The sequence below is a fragment of the Bradyrhizobium sp. USDA 3397 genome (assembly GCF_054060965.1).
Genome location: NZ_JBSSDS010000001.1, coordinates 4,041,900 through 4,062,214 on the forward strand (window position 1 = coordinate 4,041,900; position 20,315 = coordinate 4,062,214).

The window sequence follows — 20,315 nt, forward strand, 5'->3', positions numbered from 1 at the left end:
CAGCAATCTGTGAGAGCCTAACCCCTCACCCGGATCGCATCTTACGATGCGACCCGACCTCTCCCTTCGGGAGAGGTGAAGCTCAGAACGTCAGCGCCTTGGCCTGCTTGACCTGCGGCAGGGCCTGCACCTTAGCGAGCACGTCGGCCGGCACCACGCCGTCGACCTCGACCAGCGCAATGGCATCGCTACCGGGGGCGACGCGGCCGAGATGGAAGGTCGCAATGTTGATCTTGGCGTCGCCCAGAAGCCCCGCGAACTTGCCGATGAAGCCCGGCTTGTCCTCATTGGTGACGTAAATCATCGACTTGCCGAACTCGGCATCGACGCGGATGCCCTTGATGTCGACGAGGCGCGGCTTGCCGTCGGCGTAGACGGTCCCCGAGACCGACCGCTCCTGCCGCTCGGTGGTGACCGTGACGGTGATCAGGCTCTCATAGTCGCTCTGGGCGGCGCGGACGATCTCGTCCACCACCATGCCGCGCTCCTTTGCGACGACCGGCGCTGACACCACGTTGACCTCGCCCAGCATCGGCCGCAGCAAGCCCGACAGGACCGCGGAGGTGATCGCCTTGATCTTCATCTCGGCGACGTGGCCCTCATAGGTGATCTCGACCTTGAGGATGCCGCTCTCGGTGAGCTGTCCCGCGAACGAGCCGAGCTTCTCGGCGAGCGCGATGAACGGCTTCAGCTTCGGCGCCTCTTCCGCCGTGATCGAGGGGAAGTTGACCGCGTTCGAGATCGCGCCGGTGAGCAGGTAATCCGACATCTGCTCGGCGACCTGCAGCGCGACGTTCTCCTGCGCTTCGGTGGTGGAGGCGCCGAGATGCGGCGTGCAGATCACGTTGGGATGGCCGAATAGCACGCTCTTGGTCGCGGGCTCCTCGACGAAGACGTCGAAGGCGGCGCCGGCAATGTGCTTGGTGTTGAGCGCCTCGACCACCGCCTGCTCGTCGACGAGACCGCCGCGGGCGCAATTGATCAGGCGCACGCCCTTCTTCATCTTGGCGATCGCGGCCGCGTCGATGATGTTCTTGGTCTTCTCGGTCAGCGGCGTGTGCAGCGTGATGAAGTCGGCGCGCCTGAGCAGATCGTCGAGATCGACCTTCTCGACGCCGATGTCCTTGGCGCGCTCCGGCGACAGGAACGGGTCGAACGCGATCACCTTCATGCGCAGGCCGAGCGCGCGGTCGGCGACGATCGAGCCGATATTGCCGCAGCCGACGACGCCTAGCACCTTGCCGGTGATCTCCACGCCCATGAAGCGGTTCTTCTCCCACTTGCCGGCCTGCGTCGAGGCGTCGGCCTGCGGGATCTCGCGGGCGAGCGCGAGCATCAGGGTGATGGCGTGCTCGGCGGTCGTGATCGAATTGCCGAACGGCGTGTTCATCACGATGATGCCCTTGGCCGTCGCGGCCGGGATCTCGACATTGTCGACGCCGATGCCGGCGCGGCCGATCACCTTCAGCCTGGCCGCCTTCTCGAGGATCTTGGCGGTCGCCTTGGTCGCGGAGCGGATCGCAAGGCCGTCGTAATTGCCGATGATCTCGGCCAGCTTGTCCTTGTCCTTGCCGAGATTGGGCTGGAAGTCGACCTCGACGCCGCGATCCCTAAAGATCTGCACGGCAGCGGGCGAGAGCGCGTCGGAAATGAGAACTTTGGGTTTGGTCATGGGATTTGTCCTTCACCGTCCCTGAGGGAGGATCGGCCCGAGGGCCGGAAATGCGTGAGTGACTTGGAAGCTTGTTGGTCTCCCTCTCCCCGTTCTTACGGGGAGAGGGTTGGGGTGAGGGGCAGCCACAGGCGAAGTGCTCGTGGAGAGAGCCCCTCACCCGGATCGCTGCGCGACCCGGCCTCTCCCCGTAAGGACGGGGAGAGGCGAAGAAGAAACTTACGCTGCCTTGGGCAGAGCGGCCTTGGTCTCGGCGAAGGCCCAGTCGATCCACTGCGTCAGCAGCTCGACGTCCTTTGCTTCCACCGTCGCGCCGCACCAGATGCGCAGGCCCGCCGGCGCGTCGCGGTAATAGGCGAAGTCGTAGCCCGCGCCTTCCTTCTCGACGAGGGAAACCAGCTTCTTGCTGAACTCCGCCTGCGCGTCCTCGGACAGCGAGGTGATCGCGGGATCGGTGAACTTCAGGCACACGGAGGTGTTGGAGCGGATCGAAGCGTCCTTGGCGAGGAAGTCGATCCAGGGCGTCTTCGCCTTCCAGTCCGCCAGCACCTTGGTGTTGGCGTCGGCGCGCGCGATCAGCGCCTTGAGGCCGCCGATCGACTTGGCCCAGTTCAGCGCATCGAGATAATCCTCGACGCAGAGCATCGACGGCGTGTTGATGGTCTCGCCGACGAAGATGCCTTCGTTTAGCTTGCCGCCCTTGGTCATGCGGAAGATCTTCGGCAGCGGCCAGGCCGGCTTGTAGGTCTCGAGCCGCTCCACCGCGCGGGGCGAGAGGATCAGCATGCCATGCGCGGCCTCGCCGCCGAGCGCCTTCTGCCAGGAGAAGGTGACGACGTCGAGCTTGGCCCAGTCGAGCGGCTGTGCAAACGCGGCGGAGGTGGCGTCGCAGATGGTCAGGCCTTCGCGGCTCGCGCTGATCCAGTCCGCGTTCGGAACGCGCACGCCCGACGTCGTGCCGTTCCAGGTGAAGACGACGTCGGTCTTGGGATCGACCTTCGACAGATCCGGGATCTCACCGTAGGCCGCATTTAGCTTGGTGACGTCCTTGAGCTTCAATTCCTTGACGATGTCGCTGACCCAGCCCTCGCCGAAGGATTCCCAGGCGAGCGTGGTGACGGGACGTGCGCCGAGCAGCGACCACAGCGCCATCTCGACCGCGCCGGTATCGGAGGCCGGCACGATGCCGATGCGGTAATCGGCGGGGACCTCGAGCACTTCGCGCGTCAGGTCGATCGCGAGCTTGAGCTTGGTCTTGCCGATCTTCGCGCGATGCGAGCGGCCGAGAGCTGCGTCCTTGAGATTTTGGGCGTTCCAACCGGGGCGCTTGGCGCAGGGGCCGGAAGAGAAATGCGGCACGGTCGGCCGCGAAGCGGGCTTCGCTACAGTCATGATCTACCCTTCCAGATAGTAAGCCTCCCGTTGGGGGGAGGTGTCCCGCCGCGGCTGATACGGGAATCGGGAAGGTCCGTCAAGGAAGTTCCGGGGCCTCACGCGCCAGTGATGGCGTTTCCGGTGCAATATCGGGGGATTCGACAACAGCGAGCGCATTCAGCAAGTCCGTGGCATCGCTGATCAATTGCGCCGCCTTGCGGCGGCTTCCGACCTTCAAAATGCATTTTTCATTGGCCTGCACGACGTAGTCGTTGCCGACCTTGATCATCGAATAGCTTGTCATCGAAATATCCCGAACCGAGCGAGCCCGGTGTCAGATGCCCCCGTAGCACCCTTCGTTCCTTCATCAATGTGAACGACGGAGCGGTAGTTTACCGGCTCTTAACACGACTGAATGAAAAGCCCGCTTTTCGCCGGCTGCGCAGCGCTCGCGTCGCACTGCCTCAAAAGCGGACAGTCATGCCGACGTGACTCGCCGCAAAGCCGAGCCGCTTGTAGAAGCGCTGCGCATCGACGCGCGTCTGATGCGTGAGCAACTCGACCAGATTGCAGCCGCGCGCCTTTGCTTCCGTCACGGCCCATTGCACCAATTGCTCGCCGATGCCGCGGCTGCGACACTCGGTGGCAACGCGAACATCCTCGAGCAGGCCGCGCGATCCGCCTTGCGAGCTCAGGCCCGGGAGGATCGCGAGCTGCAGGCAGCCGACCACCCTGCCCTCACTCTCGGCAACCACCAGCGTCAGATTCGGATCGCGCGCGATCCGCGCGAATGCGTCGTAATAGGCGGCCGGCAACGGATCCTCCACGCGCTCGCGCGCGCGGCCGAGATGATCGTCCGCGAGCATCGCCACGATCGCGGCGACGTCCTCGCGGCGCGCGGGACGGATAGAGACCGCTTCGGCATTCATGTCAGGCGACTCCGCACCTCAGCGCGCCGGCGGAAGGCCGAGAAACGCTTCGACGTCGCCGATCCAGCGGCGGACGGAGGCATAGCGGCCGAGGTCGAAGCCGCCTTCATGCGCGAGGCGCGTATAGGCGAGCAGCGACACGTCGGCGAGCGACACCTCGTCGCCGGCGAAGAAGCGGCTGGCGGCGAGATGCTGCTCCATGCGGTCGAGCGCCGCATAGCCGCGCTTGACCTTTTCAGGATCGAGCTCGGAGGAATCCTTGCCGAGATAGACCATGAGGAAGCGGCACACGGCGATATAGGGCTCGTGGCTATACTGCTCCCAGAACAGCCATTCGTCCATCTTGGCCGCCGTGAAGGCGTCGCGCGGAACCAGCGCGCTGTCGCGGGCGAGATAGCGGATGATGGCGTTGGACTGGGCCAGCGTGCGGCCGTCGTCGAATGCGACGGTCGGCACCTGGCCGGCGCCGTTCATCTTCAGGAATTGCGGCGTGCGCGTCTCGCCCTTGCGGGTGTCGACCTCGATCCACTGGTAGGGCAATGCGAGCTTGTCGCAGACCCACTTCACCTTGAGACAATTGCCGGAATTGCTGTCGCCGTAGATCTTCATCGCTGCCGCCCCACTTTCGGGACGACAGAGCATCAGGACGAAGCGAAGCTGTCAACAAGAAGCGGACGGCTCAGAACTTGTAGCCGAGGCCGAGGCGCGCGTTGTTCAGCGTCACCTGCGTGTTCATGACGGGAGAGAATCTCACATATTCATATTCGATGCGGGCGAACAAGCCGTCCCAAACGCAGTATTCGAGCCCGAGGCCGGCGGTCCAACCCACGGCGTAAGTGTTGGTCCTGTGCTGACCTTGCGTGCCCGACTGCGCAGGAACCGGGCCCCACGTTCCAAGTGTCGTCGTGGTGTTGCCGAAGAAATCCGTCGTCGTCGTGTCCTGTCGCATCGACACGCTGCTGGTCACGGTGCGCGACACGTCCATTCGCCCGACGGCAGCGCCCATGAAGGCATAGGGCATGAAGCTGCCGCCGTCCCAGCCCACACGGCCGCGGAGCGTCACCATGTCCTTGACCTGGGCCGCCGCGGCACCCGTCAGCGTGACGGCATAGTTGTTGGTGACGCCGGGGGCCCGCACCTCACCAGGCGGGTTGACGATGACGAGCGAGTTGGATCCCGACGTCAATGTCGCCATGTTGTTGAAGTAGCTGTAGGTGCCCTCGAGACTGAGAACGGCATCATACCATTGCCAGTTGCGGCCGACGAAGCCACCGAAATTGGTGCTTTGAGTGTTGGTCTTGTTCAGCAGCGACCACGTCGAGGTCGGCCCCTGGAGTACGCTGTCGCGGAAGATGTAATTGGTCAGGCCGACCACGCTCTGGCTGAAATCCGTGGCATCTGCGGTATAACCGCCATGACCGCCGACATAGAAGCCATTCCAATTGACGGAGGTCTTCGACAGACCGTCGGCGAAGCCGCCGCGCAGCACGGGCAGGTCCGGCATGTCGGCCGCTTGCGCGGCAGACACCGTCCCCAACATCGCCGCTGCCAACACCAGCCTACGCATCACCACGCTCCATCGGACTCGAACTGTTGCGATGATCATCGCCTGTTAACCTTAACCAATGGTTGCGCCGGGCGCTTTCTGCGCACCTCGCCATGAAAAATACGCAAAGCAAAACGGCGCGGGATGATCCCGCGCCGTTAAGGAGTCCTAACCGATCAGCTTGCGATCAGCCCTTGGTGACCAGCGGCGGCGGCACGTAGGCCGGCGGGCTGTTGAGATCCCAGCGCACGCCGAGCTTGACGTCGTGCGAGGTGATGTCCCTGACCTTGATCGTGGTCGGGCCCGAGGCGCTGTTGTCGAACAGGCGGTAGTTGCCGGGCGCGGCATCGCCGAGGTTCATGTAGCTGTAGGCCAGTTCGACGGTGAAGCCGGGATTGACCTTGTAGGCAAGACCGGCGTGAGCGGCCCAGGCGAGGTTCCACTTTCCGTTGTCGGCGAAGTAGGCGACGCTGTTGTTGAGTAGCGGGCTGTAGGACACGCCGTCGTCGCGGAAGCCGCTGAGCTTGTTGTAGGAGCCGCCGACGCCCGCGCCGATGAACGGCGTGACGCACCACCAAGTGCCGAGGTCGACATAGGCGTTGGCCATCACGAGCCACTCGGACTTGCTGCCGCTGTAGTTGTTGACGCCGACGAAGCCGGGTCCCACGACATTGTCGCTACCGTGCAGATTGGCCTTGCCCCGGTACTGGCCGATCACGTCGGCGCGGAACCAGTTGTTGAAGCGATAGCCGACGCCGAGGCCGAACAGCGGCGAGGAGTCGAAGCCGAGGCCTTCCGTCGTCTTCGAGTACCCGGCCGGCAGGGCGCTCTCGATGCGCTTGGCGCTCTGGTTGGTCATGCCGATGTCGCCGCGCAGATACCAGCCGCCGAAGTCGGCGGGCGGAGCCGGCGGCGCGTACATCGGAGGGGGGGCGGCGATCGGCATATCGGCGGCGAACGCCATCGACGAGATCAGGGTTGCCGCACCCGCGGCAAGGAGAGACTTAACGCTACGCATTGCTTCGTCCTTATGGCCGGTGAGGCTGAATACGAGCGCCTCACGTTCTGGAAACTCACGGGGGGACGATGCCAGCAAATGTTTAAGCGCCACTTAACCCTAATTTTTAAGGTTGATTTTTTCTCACCCTACACGCGCGCGCCGTGCGAGCGTTGCAAAAATGCCGCGCCAAATGCGACATCGGCGCCGAATTCCCTAACGATGTGTGAAGCCGCAACGCGGCAAGAGAGGATGCGTTAACGCGCGTTTCGCGGCAGCTTGGGCAGGAACACCGCGAGCAGCCCGATCGCCGGCAGATAGGCGCAGACCTGGTAGACGAACTCGATCGAGGTGTGGTCGGCGAGCTTGCCCAGCACGGCCGCGCCCAGGCCCCCGATGCCGAAGGCGACGCCGAAGAACACGCCGGAGATCATGCCGAAGCGGTGCGGCACCAGCTCCTGCGCGAAGACGATGATCGACGACGTCGTCGAGGAGATGATCAGGCCGATGGCGACGCTGAGCACCGCGCTCGCAACGAGCCCGGCATAGGGCAGCGCCAGCGTGAACGGCAGCGCGCCGAGGATCGAGATCCAGATCACGATCTTGCGGCCGAAGCGGTCGCCCAGCGGACCGCCGAGAAACGCACCCACGGCGTTCGCCGCGAGAAAGACGAAGAGATAGATCTGGGCCGCCTGCGTCGAGACGCCGAAACGGTCGATCAGGTAGAAGATGTAATAGCTCGACAGGCTCGAAACGTAGAGCTGCTTGGAGAACAACAGCACGACGAGCACTGCGAGCGCTACCGCGACACGGCGCGAGCTCGGCGCGCCGGGCTGGCTGTGGACGGGCGCCGCTTTCTTCGTCGCGATCTGCGGCGCGTACCAGCGCCCGATGCGCCAGAGAATCAGGATGGCGAGGAACGCGATGGAGGAGAACCAGGCGATGCTGCCCTGCCCGAACGGCACCACGATCAACGCGGCAAGCACCGGCCCCATCGAGGTGCCGAAGCTGCCGCCGAGCTGGAACACCGATTGCGCAAAGCCGTAGCGCCCGCCCGAGGCGAGCCGCGCGATGCGCGCCGATTCCGGGTGAAATACCGCCGAGCCGAGGCCGACCAGCGCGGCGGCGACGAGGATGACGAGATATTGGTGCGCGACGCTGAGCAGCAGCAGGCCGAAGAAGGTCGAGGCCATGCCGACCGCGAGCGAATAGGGCTGCGCCTTCTTGTCGGTGTAGTGCCCGACCACCGGCTGCAACAGCGAGGCCGTGAACTGGAACGCCAGCGTGATCATGCCGATCTGCGCGAAGTCGAGCGCGTAGGCGTCCTTTAGGATCGGGTACACCGAGGCGATCAGCGACTGCATGGTGTCGTTGAGGAAGTGCGAGACGCTGATGCCGGCGAGCACGATATAGGCCGGCCCCGCCGCCTTGGGGGCGGCCGGCGCCAATTCGGCGACGACGACGGGCTCGGTCAGCGTTTCCTCTGAGACGACGACAGGCTTGTTCAAGGCGGCAATCCGGCGCGGCAGATTGCCGCGAGGTGCTGATTACGACGCAAGCGGCGGCGGGACCATCGTCAATCGCAAATGGCTGGGATGCGTATCTTACCCTCTCCGCGAATCCGATATCGTAGGGTGGGCAAAGGCGCCCCTGCGCCGTGCCCACCATCTTTCCGATATGCGACAGACGCGTGGGCACGCTTCGCTTTGCCCACCCTACGATACTTGTAGCCCGGATGGAGCGCAGCGTAATCCGGGACCTTTATCGCCCGTCGCACGAATCCCGGATTTCGCTGCGCTCCATCCGGGCTACGATCGCGCCCTACGCCGCGGCCTGCCCCAATGCCGAAACGATGGTGTCGACGACGTCCTCGACGAGGTGACGGTCCTCGCCTTCGCCCATGACGCGGATCACGGGCTCGGTGCCGGAGGAGCGGATCAAGAGGCGGCCGTGGCCGTTGAGGCGCTTCTCGCCGTCGGAGATCGCCGACTTGACGTCGGAATCATCGAGCGGCCTGCCGCCCTTGTGGCGGACGTTCTTGAGGATCTGCGGTAGCGGATCGAAGCGGTGGCAGACCTCGGACACCGGGCGGCGCAGCTTCTGCACCACGGCGAGCACCTGCAATGCGGCGACAAAACCGTCGCCGGTCGTGGCGTAGTCGGACAGGATAATGTGGCCGGACTGCTCGCCACCAAGATTGTAGCCGCCGTTCAGCATCTGCTCGAGCACGTAGCGGTCGCCGACCGGCGTGCGCACCAGCTCGAGCCCCTGCCCTTGCAGGAAGCGCTCCAGCCCGAGATTGGACATCACGGTGGCAACGATGCCGGGACGCGAGAGGCGTCCATCCTCCTTCCAGCTCTGCGCGATCACCGCGAGCAGCTGGTCGCCGTCGACGACATGGCCGCGCTCGTCGACCAGGATGACGCGATCGGCGTCGCCGTCCAGCGCAATGCCGATGTCGGCGCGCATCTCGCGCACCTTCTTCGACAGCGCCTCCGGCGAGGTCGAGCCGCAATCCTTGTTGATGTTGAAGCCGTCGGGCTCGACGCCGATCGGCACCACGTCGGCGCCCAATTCCCACAGTGCCTCGGGCACCACCTTGTAGGCGGCGCCGTTGGCGCAATCGATCACGACGCGCAGGCCCTCGAGCGAAAGGTCGCGCGGCAGCGTGCGCTTGGCGAATTCGATGTAGCGGTCGTGCACGCCGTCGATGCGGCGGGCACGGCCGAGGCTCGCGCTCTGGGCGAGCCGCTTGTCGAGGGATTCGTCGAGCAGCTGCTCGATCTGCCGCTCGACGTCGTCGGAGAGCTTGAAGCCCTGCGGGCCGAACAGCTTGATGCCGTTGTCCTCGAACAGATTGTGCGAGGCGGAGATCATGACGCCGAGATCGGCGCGCATCGACTTGGTCAGCATCGCGACCGCCGGCGTCGGCATCGGGCCGACCAGCAGCACGTCCATGCCGACCGAGGTGAAGCCTGCCACCATGGCGTATTCGATCATGTAGCCGGACAGACGGGTGTCCTTGCCGATCACGACGCGGTGGCGGTGGTCGCCGCGCTGAAACGCAAGGCCCGCGGCCTGGCCGACCTTGAGCGCGAGCTCCGGCGTGATCAGTCCGTTGGCGCGGCCCCTAATCCCGTCCGTCCCGAAATATTTGCGGCTCATATCGTCCCCCAAGCAGCAACCAGGGACTCCCCTCTACAACCACGGGCTGCCCCAACGGGACCCGCATCCCTGATTTGCCGAGGTCTTATAAAGCTATCGCGGCTAACTTGGCTTCAAAAAATGTGATGAATCATTACGGAACCGGCGCCGCGACCGCCCCCGATAACACATTGTTAACATTGCAATTCCAGCGTGACCAGCGAAAAGCGGTGGAACTCGCCTTAATCCGAGCGCTTCACATGGCCGTCCGCGCGGCTGGGCGCCGGCTGGGTGACGTTAACGGGATCGGAGCCCGGGAAGGTCTCCTCCAGCCCTTCTTCGAGCGCCTCCTCGAGATCATGCTTCTCCTTGATCTCTTCCGGCGAAGGTCCTGCGTGCGGCTTCGTCATGACGCTCTCCCTGGCACTCTCCTTCCAAAACGTTCTGCAAACGATTTGGCTGTGCATCCAACCATGCTAGATGACCCCGAAATCTTCCGATGCAAGACTGTTTGGTACGTGACGGGCCGGGGAAACGACATGAAGCATATTACCTGTATCGACGATCTTCGCACGCTGCATCGGCGCCGCGTGCCGAAGGCATTCTTCGACTATTGCGACCGCGGCTCCTACGCGGAGGAGACGCTGCGCGCCAACCGCGAGGACATGCAGGCGATCAAGTTCCGCCAGCGCATCCTGGTCGACGTCTCCAAGCGCGACACCTCGACCACGATCCTCGGCGAGCCGTCGACGATGCCGCTGATCCTCGCGCCGGTCGGCCTGCTCGGCATGCAGCACGGCGACGGCGAGATCCACGCCTGCCGCGCCGCGCAGGCCGCCGGCATTCCGTTCACGCAATCGACGATGTCGATCTGCTCGATCGAGGACATCGCCGCCAGCGTCGAGAAGCCGTTCTGGTTCCAGCTCTACGTCATGAAGGACCGCGGCTTCATCAAGGAATTGATCCAGCGCGCGATCGCAGCCAAGTGCAGCGCGCTGGTGCTCACGGTCGACCTGCAGGTGATCGGCCAGCGCCACGCCGACATCAAGAACGGCATGACGGTGCCACCGGAATGGTCGCTGTCGAAGCTGCTGGACTTCGCCAGCAAGCCGGCCTGGGTCTCCGGCGTGCTGCAGGGCAAGCGCCGCACCTTCGGCAACATCGCCGGCCACGTGAAGAACACCGAGGATCTCAACCGCCTCGCCGAATGGACCGCCTCGCAGTTCGACACCTCCTTGAACTGGAAGGACGTCGAGTGGGTCCGCAGCATCTGGCCGGGCAAGCTGATCATCAAGGGCATCCTCGACGTCGAGGACGCCGAGGAAGCCGCCAAGACCGGCGCGCAGGCGCTCGTGGTCTCCAACCACGGCGGCCGCCAGCTCGACGGCGCGCCGTCCTCGATCGAGGTCCTGCCCGAGATCGCGGACGCGGTGGGCGACAGGATGGAGATCATGTTCGACGGCGGCATCCGCTCCGGCCAGGACGTGATGCGCGCGCTGGCGCTCGGCGCAAAGTCCTGCATGATCGGCCGCGCCTATGCCTATGGCTTAGGTGCCGGCGGCCAGGCCGGCGTCGCCAAGGCGATCGACATCATCCAGAAGGAGCTGCTCACTACGATGGGCCTGTGCGGCGTCAACCGGGTGGACGAGATCGACGATCACGTGATTGCGGTGTGAGCGCGTCTGCCGGGATGCCGCAGCAATAATCACGGTCGTCCCGGACAAGCGCGCCCAAAGCGCGCGCCGATCCGGGACCCATAGCCACAGGCAGGTGTGGCTATGGGGACTCGGATTGGCCTGCTTCGCGCAAAAACTTTTCCCTGTGGTTATGGGTCCCGGATCTGCGCTGACGCTTGTCCGGGACGACGGCGGTGTTTGAGGCGGCAGGTGCGCGTCTCACAGCCCCTCACATCGGCGGCGTCAGGCCGTCGCGGCCGACGCTGACGCGGTTGGTCTCGAACGAGCCGTCGGGCAATTGCTTCATGAAGGCGATCACCTTGGCGCCGGGCTTCAGCTCGGATTTGTCGCCGGGCACGAAGGTCACGACCGGCGTGTCGTCGGCGACGAACACCTTCTTCTCGCCGTCCTTGTACTTGACCAGCAGCGTGTGACCGTCATTGCCGACGACGCTCTCCGCGACGGTCGCATTGGTCATGCTGGAGTTGGGCTTGAGGTCCCAAGGTCGCGAACCTTCCCCGGTGCCGCGCATGCTTTCCGGAAACACGTGCACCTCGACGGCGTTCTGGCTGCCGTCCGGTCCCGGCACGGTGGTGGCGCCGATGAACGAGCCCGGCTTGATGTCGGCGAGTGAAATCTTCGTGACGCCCGACACGTTCACGTCGGAGGCGAGGCGAAGCTTAACCTCTTCACCGCTGCGCGACTTGACCTGCATAGTGTCGCCATTGACGCTTTCGATGGTGCCGCGCACGCGCGTCGGCACCGGCGCTCTCTGGGCGAAGGCGCAGTAGGTCGAGACGACCACCATCGCGACGGCGATCAGTGGACGTGTGAAGGTTGCACGTTGAACAGTCATGACGGTCTCCGTTGCCCCCAGGAATAGAGAACTCCGAAAGACCCTGCGCTATTCTCTCAAGACTTCGTGAGATCGGCCTCAACCAATGCGCGCAGCTCGGCGGTGACCTCGGGGCGCCGCCCGAACCACAGCTCGAAACCGCGCACCGCCTGATGCAGCAGCATGCCGAGCCCGTCGGCGGTCTTCAGGCCGCGCGCCGCCGCCGCGGCGAGCAGCGGCGTCACCAGGGGAACGTAGACGAGGTCGCCGACGACGGCATCTTGCGGCAGGCGCGCGAGGTCGACGTCGAGTGAAGGCTGGCCATGCATGCCGAGCGAGGTCGTGTTCACGAGAAGTTTTGCGCGCGGCAGCACGTCGCCGATCGCGTCCCACGGCAGCGGATGCACGTTCGATCCGAACTGTTGTGCCAGCGTCTCGGCCCGCGCCATGGAGCGATTGGCGACATGCACGCAGCTGATGCCGCGTTCCAGCAGGCCGAACACGACCGCGCGCGAGGAGCCGCCGGCGCCCAGCACCAGCGCCGCCTCGGCCATGTCCCAGCCGGGCGCGCTGGCGTCGAGATTGTTGATGAAGCCTTCGACATCGGTGTTGGTTGAGCGCAGCTCGCCGTCGGCGAACCACAGCGTGTTCGCGGCGCCGACGGCCCTGGCGCGGGCGTCGGGCGTCGACAGCGCCAGCACGGCTTCCTTATGCGGGATGGTGACGTTGGCACCGACGAAGCCGCGCAGCGACAGTCGCAGCACGAAATCGCGCAAATCCTCGGGCGGCACCGCCTCGATGACATAGCCGCCCTCGAGATCGAGCGTGCGCAGCCAGTGATGGTGGATCAGCGGCGAGCGCGAATGCGCGGCCGGCCATCCGATCAGACAGGCTGCAGGGGGCTTGGGCGCGGTCATCTTTCCCTCGGGTCGTTTCCGAGGCGATCCATTTCGCGTCGCGCCCGCTCTGTCAAGCGCGCGTGGTCAGCTCGCAGCGGTCTCGTCGGCGGCCCGGCCCTTGATGTCGGCGATGGCGCGCTCGAGGCTCGTGCGGTAGCGCGCGCGCGGCGGCGTGACGCCATGGGTGAGCAGCGCGCGGCGGACCGCGGGCGAGGCCCCCGTGATGAACAGCCGGATGCCCTGGCGGTGCGCCTTGGCGGCGACGCGGCCGATCACGTTGGCCGCGGTCGAATCCAGGAACGGCACCGCGGCGAAATCGACCACGAAGGCCTTACGCCTGTCGGCAATGCCGTCGAGCACGCTGCCGATCGCCGAGGCCGCGCCGAAGAAGAACGCGCCGGTGATGCGATAGACCAGCACGTCGCGGTCGACCGCAAGCGCGGGATCGTAACGCACACGGTCGCCGTTGCCGTCATCGGGGCGATCATCAGCAACCAGTGGCGTCCGCTCCTCGATGCCGGTCATCTCCGCCATGCGATGGATGAAAAGCACCGCGCCGAGCGCGAAGCCGACCAGGATGCCCTCGGTGAGATCGCGGAAGATCGTGAGCAGGAAGGTCGCGAGCAGCACCACGGCATCGCCCCATGACGAGCGCACGAGCGTCGCGAATTCGTGCTTCTCCGCCATGGTCCAGGCCACCACGACCAGCACCGCGGCGAGCGCGGCCAGAGGGATGTAGCTTGCGAGCGGGGCCGCGACCAGCATGAACAGCAGCAGGAACACCGAATGCAGCATGCCGGCGAGCGGCCCGCGCGCGCCGGCGCGGATGTTGGTCGCGGTGCGCGCGATCAGCCCGGTGACGCAGATGCCGCCGAACAGCGCCGAGCCGATATTGGCCGCGCCTTGCGCCACCAGCTCGCAATTGGAGCGGTGACGGCGGCCGGTCATGCCGTCGGCGACCACCGCCGACAACAGCGATTCGATCGCCGCCAGCAGCGCAAACGCGATCGCATCCGGCAGCACCGCCCTTGCCTTCTCCAGCGAGAATGCGGGCAGCGCCGGCGAGGGCAATTCGCGCGGGATGCCGCCGAAGCGCGAGCCGATCGTTTCCACCGGCAACGAGAATATCGCGCACACGAAGGCGGCGAAGACGACCGCGATCAGGATGCCGGGCCAGGAGGGACGCCAGACCCGCAACGAGGCGATGATGGCGATGCTGACGATCGCGACCAGCACTGCGGATGGATTGATCGTGTTGAGGCCGCCGGCGAGCGCGACGAGCTTCGGCACGAACTCGCTCGGCTCCTTCCCCGCGAGCGTGATGCCGAAGAGATCGCGGAGCTGGCTGGCAAGGATGATGACGGCGATGCCGGCGGTGAAGCCGACCGTGACCGGATAGGGAATGAACTTGATGTAGGTGCCGACCCTGAGCAGCCCTGCGCCGATCAGGAACAGGCCCGCCATCATGGTGGCGAGGATAACTCCGTCGACGCCGTGCCGCTCCGCAGTCGCCGCGACCAGAACGATGAAGGCGCCGGCAGGGCCGCCGATCTGGAACCGGCTGCCGCCGAGTATGGAGGCGATGAAGCCGCCGGCGACGGCGGTGTAGAGGCCGCGGTCCGGCGTCACGCCCGAGGCGATCGCGATCGCCATCGACAGCGGCAGCGCGACGATCGCGACTGTGAGGCCGGCGAAGACGTCGGCGCGGAAATCCGCAAGGCCGTAGCCTTCGCGAAAGACGGTGACGAGCTTCGGCAGATACAGTTCGGCAAAGGTCGGCTGACGCAGCTGGTGCAGCCGTCCTGCCTGATCGCTCGTGATGCTCATGTCAGCAAAGTGCTCCGCTGGCCCCACAATGCTCCGAAGCATCGTGCGTCCTAAGGTGCGACGATGCGCTAGCCCATCTTGATCCCGGGCACGATCAACGCGCGATCATGCTCCGACCCGGCGCGGCGGCCCCGGCTCTTTCAAGCGAACGCCACGTCCGCCGCCGTCGCTGCGGGCCTGCTCGCCGATCAGCTCGACGCCGGCCCGGTCGAACGCCTCGACTACCTTGATCAAGGTCTCGACCACGCCACGAACATTGCCGGTGGAGGCCTCCATCCGCTGGATGGTCGGCAGCGACACGCCGGCGAGCTCGGCCAGGGTTTTCTGGTCGATGCCGAGCAACGCGCGGGCTGCCCGCATCTGGAACGAAGTGATCACCTTGGCCTCAGTTACGAGCAGTTATAAGTGATATCTAGAACATATACAATGATATAAAATACATCATACGGTGGCGAAAGCAAGGGAGGCGTCGTCCATAGCCTCCGTCATTGCGAGCGTAGCGAAGCAATCCAGAATCTTTCCGCGGAGGGATTTCTGGATGGCTTCGCTGCGCTCGCAATGACGGAGTGTGGTGCAGTGGCATACGAGAATCTCATGTCCCGGACGCGCTGCAACGCACTTGGCGTTGCTGCGCGGAGCCGGGACCCAGAAATTCCAAGCACGCTGATACATGGGCCCCGGCTCTGCAGCGCACCGCTGAAGGAGCGCTGCGCTGCGTCCGGGGCACGAGATCGCCTACCCGATCACGCCGCGTGCTGATGTGCGGCGATGATCTGGTCGGCGGCGCGGCCGGTGACTTCGGCCATGTGGTCGAACTGGCGCGTGAAGCTGCCGGCGCCAGCGGTGGCCGAGCGCAGCTCCACGATCAGCTCGCCGATCTCCGCTTCCGGCATCATGGCGCGGACACAGTCCCAGCCGGTCCAGCCCTCGCGGGTGTCGAAGCCGAGAATCTGGCCGCGCCGCGCCGACAGGATCGCGTTGATCTTGGCGGTGGCGTCGGTCGGGCAGACGATCTCGACCATGTGGATCGGCTCCAGCAGCACCGGCTGGCATTGCGGCAGGCCTTCGTTGAGCCCGACCCGCGCGGCCGTGCGGAAGGCGAGATCGGAGCTATCGACGCTGTGATAGGAGCCGTCGGTCAGCGTCACCTGCACGTCGGTGACGGGGAAGCCGAGCGGACCGCGCGCCAATCCATCGACGACGCCCTCCTCCACCGCCGGGATGTAGTTGCGCGGCACCGCGCCGCCCACCACCTTCTCGGCGAACTTGAAGCCGTCGCCGCGCGGCAGCGGCGTGATGTCGAGCACGACATCGCCGAACTGGCCGTGGCCGCCGGACTGCTTCTTGTGGCGGCCGCGCTGGGTGATCGGCTTGCGGATGGTCTCCTGATAGCCGATCGCGGGCGGATGCGAGGTGATCTTGACGCCGAAGCGGTCGCGCAAGCGCTCGCTGGCGACGCGCAGATGCATCTCGCCCTGGCCCCACAGCACGGTGTCGTGAGTCTTGGCGTTCTGCACGATCATGAGCGAGGGATCCTCCTCATGCAGGCGCGTCAGCGCCTGGCCAAGCTTGACGTCATCCTTGCGGTCGGTGGCCGCGACCGAGATCGCGAGCACCGGCGGCGTCGGCTCGATCGTGATCAATGCCGCGGGCGCCGTCTTGCCGCTCGAAACTGTGTCACCGGTCTTGACCGGATCGAGCTTGGCGAGGGCCACGGTCTCGCCGGCTTCGGCCGAGGCGCGCTTGGTGTCGTAGGCGCCGTTGACGGCGAGGATGCCGGAGATGCGCCCAGCACCGCCGGATGAGGATTGCAGCGTGGCGCCGTCGTCGAGATGGCCGGCGAGCAGCCGCGTCAGCGACAACTTTCCGCCGTGCTGCGAATGCAGCGTCTTGAAGACATAGCCGAGCGCGTCCTTGGCCTCGGATACGCCAAGACGTTTTGCGGTCTCCGCAACGCCGGGCGCCTCGTGACGCAACGCCTTCATCAGGCGCAACACGCCGTTTTCGCGCACGGCGGCGCCCAGCAGCACCGGGCAAATCAGCCCTTCCCGCAATTCGCGGGCGAGATCGTCGAAGACGGCATCGCGCGGCGGCTGGATGTCCTCGAGCAGCTGCTCCATCAGCGCATCGTCGTGGTCGGCGAGCTTCTCCAGCATCGAAAAGCGGGCTTCCTTCTCGCGATCGAGATTGCCGCCCTCGAGCGCGATCACCTCGGAGGCCTTGTGCTCGCGATAGATGAAGGCGCGCTCCAGCGCGAGATCGACGAAGCCCTCGATCAGCTCGCCCTTCCAGATCGGGATCTGGCGCAACACCAGCGGCACGCGCGAGGCGGGCTGCAGCATCGCCAGCGTCTCGCGGATGCGCTGGCTGGCGCGGTCGATCTTGTTGAGGAACAGGAAACGCGGAATCTTCAGCTCCTCCAGCTCGCGCAGGATGATCTGAAGCTGCGGCAGCTTCTTCTCGTCGGCCTCGCAGACCACGATTGCGGCGTCGACCGCCGGCAACGCGGCGCGCATGTCGTGGGCAAACTCGACGGAACCGGGACAATCGAGGAAGGTGTAGCTATCGCCCATGAAACTCGTGGTGGCAGCAGTGAGGCCGACGGTCATCTTGTGATGACGGGCCTCGGGCGTGGCGTCGCCGACGGACGTTCCGGCATCGACGCTGCCGGCGCGCGGGATTGCACCCGTTCGCGCCAATATTGCTTCCAGAAGTGTGGTTTTACCGCTTTGGAAAGGGCCCACCAGCGCGATGCACCGTGGACCTCGGGGACTTCTGACGTCTTGTCCCATTTCGCCGCCTCCTTGGTGTGGAGCTCGGCCCGTGATTGGGTCGGCAAACGCCGATGCTCTGCCCCTCCCCGAGATTTGGCAAGCATCAAACGTCGCTGCGGTGCGTCGTCAGCAAAATCGCGCCGCTTCGCGCGGCGCGATCACACGCAGAAGTGTCAACGGCCCGGACGGAGTTCCAGGCTCTCGAGGCCGGCGGCGATGTTGAGGCCGACCTGGCCCTGCACGCTCAGCGGCTGCAGCGCGATCGAATTGTTTGAGCCGCCGACCAGCACGTTGCCCCCCAAGCCGACACCGACCGAGGCGCTGCCCTGCGCGCCGACGTAATTGCCGGAGAGGTCGCCGGGGCCGAGCCGGTCGACCGGCGCGAACACGCCCCAGGCCAAAGCCGTCTCCTGGGTGATGCCGATGTCGAGGCCCACTTTCCGGATGGTTGCGACGTAGCGGTCGTCGGGCAAGCCGTCGGCGCGCAGCACGCAGCCGAGATGAGTCACCGACCCCACGATGAAGCCGACGCTGGCGCCGCCGCGGCATTCGAGCACGCCGACCCGCGCCATCCGCTGCTGCGCGCCGGTGTTCACGACGGAGGCCGTGAGGCCGGCAGCGGTGAGTGCGGCGAAGAGGAACGAACGGCGCATGAATGTCTCCGGCGAAAAGTGTGATGCGAGCAGAGAGAGCGCCCCACCCGTGTTGCGGGTCTATGCCACAAGAGCCGCGGCCGTGCCAGATCGCGTGCAACTAAAACCGGATTCGCGGAGAGAGCCCCTCACCCCACCCTCTCCCCGTAAGAACGGGGCGAGGTAGTGAGAGAGCGACACGTCCCTCACAGTGCAAACTCGCCGGCCTTGCTTAACCTCTCCCCGCCCTTCTGCGGGGAGAGGTCGGATTGCGCAGCAATCCGGGTGAGGGGCCGCGCACAACGCGACCAGAAGCAAAAGTCCATCCGACTCAGCTCATAAAAACAACAAAAAAGGCCCGCCGCGGCGGGCCTTTTCATTGGCACTGTCTTCGGCTTTACCGCAGATTGCCGCAGAAGCGCTGGATGCGCTTGCAGGCGTCTTCGAGGTCCGAAGTCTTGGTCGCGTAGGATATACGGAACGCCGGTCCAAGGCCGAAGGCCGACCCCTGCACCACGGCGACGCCTTCGGTCTCCAAAAGCTCGGTGACGAAGTCCTCGTCATTGGCGATCACCTTGCCCGACGGCGCGGTCTTGCCGATCGTGCCGGCGCACGACGGATAGACGTAGAACGCGCCTTCGGGACGCGGGCACTCGATTCCCTTGGCCTGATTGAGCATGGAGACGACGAGGTCGCGCCGCTCCTTGAACACCTTGTTGTTGGCGGGGATGAAGTCCTGCGGACCGTTCAGCGCCTCGACCGCGGCCCATTGTGCGATCGACGAGGGGTTCGAGGTCGACTGCGACTGGATCGTCGACATCGCCTTGATGAGCTGCGCGGGACCGCCGGCGTAGCCGATGCGCCAGCCGGTCATGCAATAGGCCTTCGAGACGCCGTTCACGGTGAGCGTGCGGTCGTAGAGTTTCGGCTCGACCTGCGCGACCGTGGTGAACTGGAAGTCGTCATAGACGAGATGCTCGTACATGTCGTCGGTCATCACCCAGACGTGGGGATGCTTCACCAGCACGTCGGTGAGCGCTTTCAGTTCCGAACGCGTGTAGGCAGCTCCGGTCGGGTTCGACGGCGAGCACAGGATGACCCATTTGGTCTTCGGCGTGATCGCGCGCTCGAGCGCCTCGGCCTGGAGCTTGAAGCCGGTCGCGGCGGTGCAGACCACCGGCACCGGCTCGCCGCCCGCGAGCGCGACCATCTCGGGATAGCTGACCCAATAGGGCGCGGGAATGATTACCTCGTCGCCCGGATTGATGGTCGCCATCAACGCGTTGTAGAGCACCTGCTTGCCGCCGGTGCCGACGATGATCTGGTTCGGCTTGTAGGCGACGCCGTTCTCGCGCTGAAATTTCGCGATGATGGCTTCCTTCAGCTCGGGAATGCCGTCGACCGCGGTGTACTTGGTCTTGCCGGCCTCGATGGCGCGGATCGCCGCCAGCTTGATGTTGGCGGGCGTGTCGAAGTCGGGCTCGCCGGCACCGAGGCCGATGACGTTGCGGCCCGCCGCTTTCAGCGCGCGTGCTTTATCCGTGACCGCGATGGTCGCGGACGGCTTCACACGGTCGAGCGCAGCGGCAAGGAAGGACATCATCATCTCCTGGCGAGCGTCGTGAAGCCCTTCGCCTCACGACTCCAATTGTGGGAATGAGCCACCCTAAAACGTGTGCCGCTGGGCCGCAAGAAACTTCGGCCCGATCCCGGAAAAGTTTACGATTTGGAGTGGTTCAAGCCACGATTTCCCGCAATTTTGCGCAACATTGCCTCCGGAATTGCTCATATCCGACAAGGCCTGTCCTCGGAGCAATTCTGGATGGTGCACGTCTCCAGGAAACCGCTCGTCGTCATGCCCGGGCTTGTCCCGGGCATCCACGTTCTTCGTGCGGCAAGTGAGTCGTGGATGGCCGGGTCAAGCCCGGCCATGACGATGCGGAAACACTGGCGTCCTAATCTCGATCGTCTATGCGGTAGCCTACGTAGAGCGATGTGTCCGCAGATTGA

18 protein-coding genes are annotated in these 20,315 nt (G+C 65.1%); 1 reads left to right on the forward strand and 17 read right to left on the reverse strand.

Annotated elements, in window-relative coordinates:
* Positions 1 to 82 precede the first annotated feature (82 nt).
* The 10 genes from serA to ACVWYQ_RS18550 all read right to left on the reverse strand — a co-directional run bounded on the left by serA (position 83) and on the right by ACVWYQ_RS18550 (position 10,072).
* Entirely contained in the window at positions 83 to 1,672 is a 1,590-nt protein-coding gene (gene serA / locus ACVWYQ_RS18505) for a phosphoglycerate dehydrogenase (protein WP_404543946.1), read from the reverse strand.
* Positions 1,673 to 1,891: 219 nt separating this feature from the next.
* Positions 1,892 to 3,064, reverse strand: a complete 1,173-nt coding sequence (locus ACVWYQ_RS18510) for a phosphoserine transaminase (RefSeq protein ID WP_404543948.1) — start codon at positions 3,062 to 3,064, stop codon at positions 1,892 to 1,894.
* A 79-nt stretch (positions 3,065 to 3,143) separates the two neighbouring features.
* Complete coding sequence (locus ACVWYQ_RS18515; protein ID WP_271538957.1) at positions 3,144 to 3,350, reverse strand: hypothetical protein; 207 nt, start codon at positions 3,348 to 3,350, stop codon at positions 3,144 to 3,146.
* A 160-nt stretch (positions 3,351 to 3,510) separates the two neighbouring features.
* A complete protein-coding gene (locus ACVWYQ_RS18520) occupies positions 3,511 to 3,975 on the reverse strand; it encodes a GNAT family N-acetyltransferase (protein WP_271538959.1) in 465 nt (154 codons plus the stop codon).
* Positions 3,976 to 3,993: 18 nt separating this feature from the next.
* Positions 3,994 to 4,584, reverse strand: coding sequence for a glutathione S-transferase family protein (locus ACVWYQ_RS18525; RefSeq protein ID WP_404543950.1), 591 nt, complete (start codon positions 4,582 to 4,584; stop codon positions 3,994 to 3,996).
* A 70-nt stretch (positions 4,585 to 4,654) separates the two neighbouring features.
* Positions 4,655 to 5,542 (reverse strand): outer membrane protein, encoded by an 888-nt coding sequence (locus ACVWYQ_RS18530; protein WP_275508046.1) that lies wholly within the window; start codon positions 5,540 to 5,542, stop codon positions 4,655 to 4,657.
* A gap of 166 nt (positions 5,543 to 5,708) precedes the next feature.
* Complete coding sequence (locus tag ACVWYQ_RS18535) at positions 5,709 to 6,539, reverse strand: outer membrane protein (RefSeq protein ID WP_157286559.1); 831 nt, start codon at positions 6,537 to 6,539, stop codon at positions 5,709 to 5,711.
* 236 nt (positions 6,540 to 6,775) lie between these two features.
* Positions 6,776 to 8,026 (reverse strand): MFS transporter, encoded by a 1,251-nt coding sequence (locus tag ACVWYQ_RS18540; RefSeq protein ID WP_404543953.1) that lies wholly within the window; start codon positions 8,024 to 8,026, stop codon positions 6,776 to 6,778.
* 313 nt (positions 8,027 to 8,339) lie between these two features.
* On the reverse strand, positions 8,340 to 9,683 hold the full coding sequence (glmM, locus tag ACVWYQ_RS18545; RefSeq protein ID WP_157286558.1) for a phosphoglucosamine mutase: 1,344 nt from the start codon (positions 9,681 to 9,683) through the stop codon (positions 8,340 to 8,342).
* 221 nt (positions 9,684 to 9,904) lie between these two features.
* On the reverse strand, positions 9,905 to 10,072 hold the full coding sequence (locus tag ACVWYQ_RS18550) for a hypothetical protein (protein WP_167361667.1): 168 nt from the start codon (positions 10,070 to 10,072) through the stop codon (positions 9,905 to 9,907).
* 129 nt (positions 10,073 to 10,201) lie between these two features.
* Here ACVWYQ_RS18550 and ACVWYQ_RS18555 point away from each other — a divergent pair, with 129 nt between their 5' ends.
* Positions 10,202 to 11,338, forward strand: coding sequence for an alpha-hydroxy acid oxidase (locus ACVWYQ_RS18555; RefSeq protein WP_157286557.1), 1,137 nt, complete (start codon positions 10,202 to 10,204; stop codon positions 11,336 to 11,338).
* A 229-nt stretch (positions 11,339 to 11,567) separates the two neighbouring features.
* Here the strand turns inward: ACVWYQ_RS18555 and ACVWYQ_RS18560 are convergent, their stop codons facing one another.
* The 7 genes from ACVWYQ_RS18560 to ACVWYQ_RS18590 all read right to left on the reverse strand — a co-directional run bounded on the left by ACVWYQ_RS18560 (position 11,568) and on the right by ACVWYQ_RS18590 (position 19,905).
* Positions 11,568 to 12,194 (reverse strand): hypothetical protein, encoded by a 627-nt coding sequence (locus ACVWYQ_RS18560; protein WP_271538969.1) that lies wholly within the window; start codon positions 12,192 to 12,194, stop codon positions 11,568 to 11,570.
* A gap of 56 nt (positions 12,195 to 12,250) precedes the next feature.
* The gene (locus tag ACVWYQ_RS18565; protein WP_404543957.1) at positions 12,251 to 13,090 is read right to left on the reverse strand and encodes a shikimate dehydrogenase; all 840 of its coding nucleotides are present in this window, start codon (positions 13,088 to 13,090) and stop codon (positions 12,251 to 12,253) included.
* 66 nt (positions 13,091 to 13,156) lie between these two features.
* The gene (locus tag ACVWYQ_RS18570) at positions 13,157 to 14,899 is read right to left on the reverse strand and encodes a SulP family inorganic anion transporter (RefSeq protein ID WP_404543960.1); all 1,743 of its coding nucleotides are present in this window, start codon (positions 14,897 to 14,899) and stop codon (positions 13,157 to 13,159) included.
* A gap of 105 nt (positions 14,900 to 15,004) precedes the next feature.
* Positions 15,005 to 15,277 (reverse strand): helix-turn-helix domain-containing protein, encoded by a 273-nt coding sequence (locus ACVWYQ_RS18575; RefSeq protein ID WP_338122806.1) that lies wholly within the window; start codon positions 15,275 to 15,277, stop codon positions 15,005 to 15,007.
* Positions 15,278 to 15,642: 365 nt separating this feature from the next.
* A complete protein-coding gene (locus tag ACVWYQ_RS18580; RefSeq protein ID WP_404543962.1) occupies positions 15,643 to 17,691 on the reverse strand; it encodes an elongation factor G in 2,049 nt (682 codons plus the stop codon).
* A gap of 155 nt (positions 17,692 to 17,846) precedes the next feature.
* On the reverse strand, positions 17,847 to 18,326 hold the full coding sequence (locus ACVWYQ_RS18585) for a DUF992 domain-containing protein (protein WP_404543965.1): 480 nt from the start codon (positions 18,324 to 18,326) through the stop codon (positions 17,847 to 17,849).
* Between the two features lie 376 nt (positions 18,327 to 18,702).
* Positions 18,703 to 19,905: a pyridoxal phosphate-dependent aminotransferase gene (locus ACVWYQ_RS18590; protein ID WP_036009490.1), complete on the reverse strand. Its 1,203-nt coding sequence runs from the start codon at positions 19,903 to 19,905 to the stop codon at positions 18,703 to 18,705.
* Positions 19,906 to 20,315: the final 410 nt, after the last annotated feature.

Coding starts and splice junctions, on each gene's coding strand:
- serA (WP_404543946.1), bottom strand. CDS start 1,672: ATGACCAAACCCAAAGTTCTCATTTCCGACGCGCTCTCGCCCGCTGCC.
- ACVWYQ_RS18510 (WP_404543948.1), bottom strand. CDS start 3,064: ATGACTGTAGCGAAGCCCGCTTCGCGGCCGACCGTGCCGCATTTCTCT.
- ACVWYQ_RS18515 (WP_271538957.1), bottom strand. CDS start 3,350: ATGACAAGCTATTCGATGATCAAGGTCGGCAACGACTACGTCGTGCAG.
- ACVWYQ_RS18520 (WP_271538959.1), bottom strand. CDS start 3,975: ATGAATGCCGAAGCGGTCTCTATCCGTCCCGCGCGCCGCGAGGACGTC.
- ACVWYQ_RS18525 (WP_404543950.1), bottom strand. CDS start 4,584: ATGAAGATCTACGGCGACAGCAATTCCGGCAATTGTCTCAAGGTGAAG.
- ACVWYQ_RS18530 (WP_275508046.1), bottom strand. CDS start 5,542: ATGCGTAGGCTGGTGTTGGCAGCGGCGATGTTGGGGACGGTGTCTGCC.
- ACVWYQ_RS18535 (WP_157286559.1), bottom strand. CDS start 6,539: ATGCGTAGCGTTAAGTCTCTCCTTGCCGCGGGTGCGGCAACCCTGATC.
- glmM (WP_157286558.1), bottom strand. CDS start 9,683: ATGAGCCGCAAATATTTCGGGACGGACGGGATTAGGGGCCGCGCCAAC.
- ACVWYQ_RS18550 (WP_167361667.1), bottom strand. CDS start 10,072: ATGACGAAGCCGCACGCAGGACCTTCGCCGGAAGAGATCAAGGAGAAG.
- ACVWYQ_RS18555 (WP_157286557.1), top strand. CDS start 10,202: ATGAAGCATATTACCTGTATCGACGATCTTCGCACGCTGCATCGGCGC.
- ACVWYQ_RS18560 (WP_271538969.1), bottom strand. CDS start 12,194: ATGACTGTTCAACGTGCAACCTTCACACGTCCACTGATCGCCGTCGCG.
- ACVWYQ_RS18565 (WP_404543957.1), bottom strand. CDS start 13,090: ATGACCGCGCCCAAGCCCCCTGCAGCCTGTCTGATCGGATGGCCGGCC.
- ACVWYQ_RS18570 (WP_404543960.1), bottom strand. CDS start 14,899: ATGAGCATCACGAGCGATCAGGCAGGACGGCTGCACCAGCTGCGTCAG.
- ACVWYQ_RS18580 (WP_404543962.1), bottom strand. CDS start 17,691: ATGGGACAAGACGTCAGAAGTCCCCGAGGTCCACGGTGCATCGCGCTG.
- ACVWYQ_RS18585 (WP_404543965.1), bottom strand. CDS start 18,326: ATGCGCCGTTCGTTCCTCTTCGCCGCACTCACCGCTGCCGGCCTCACG.
- ACVWYQ_RS18590 (WP_036009490.1), bottom strand. CDS start 19,905: ATGTCCTTCCTTGCCGCTGCGCTCGACCGTGTGAAGCCGTCCGCGACC.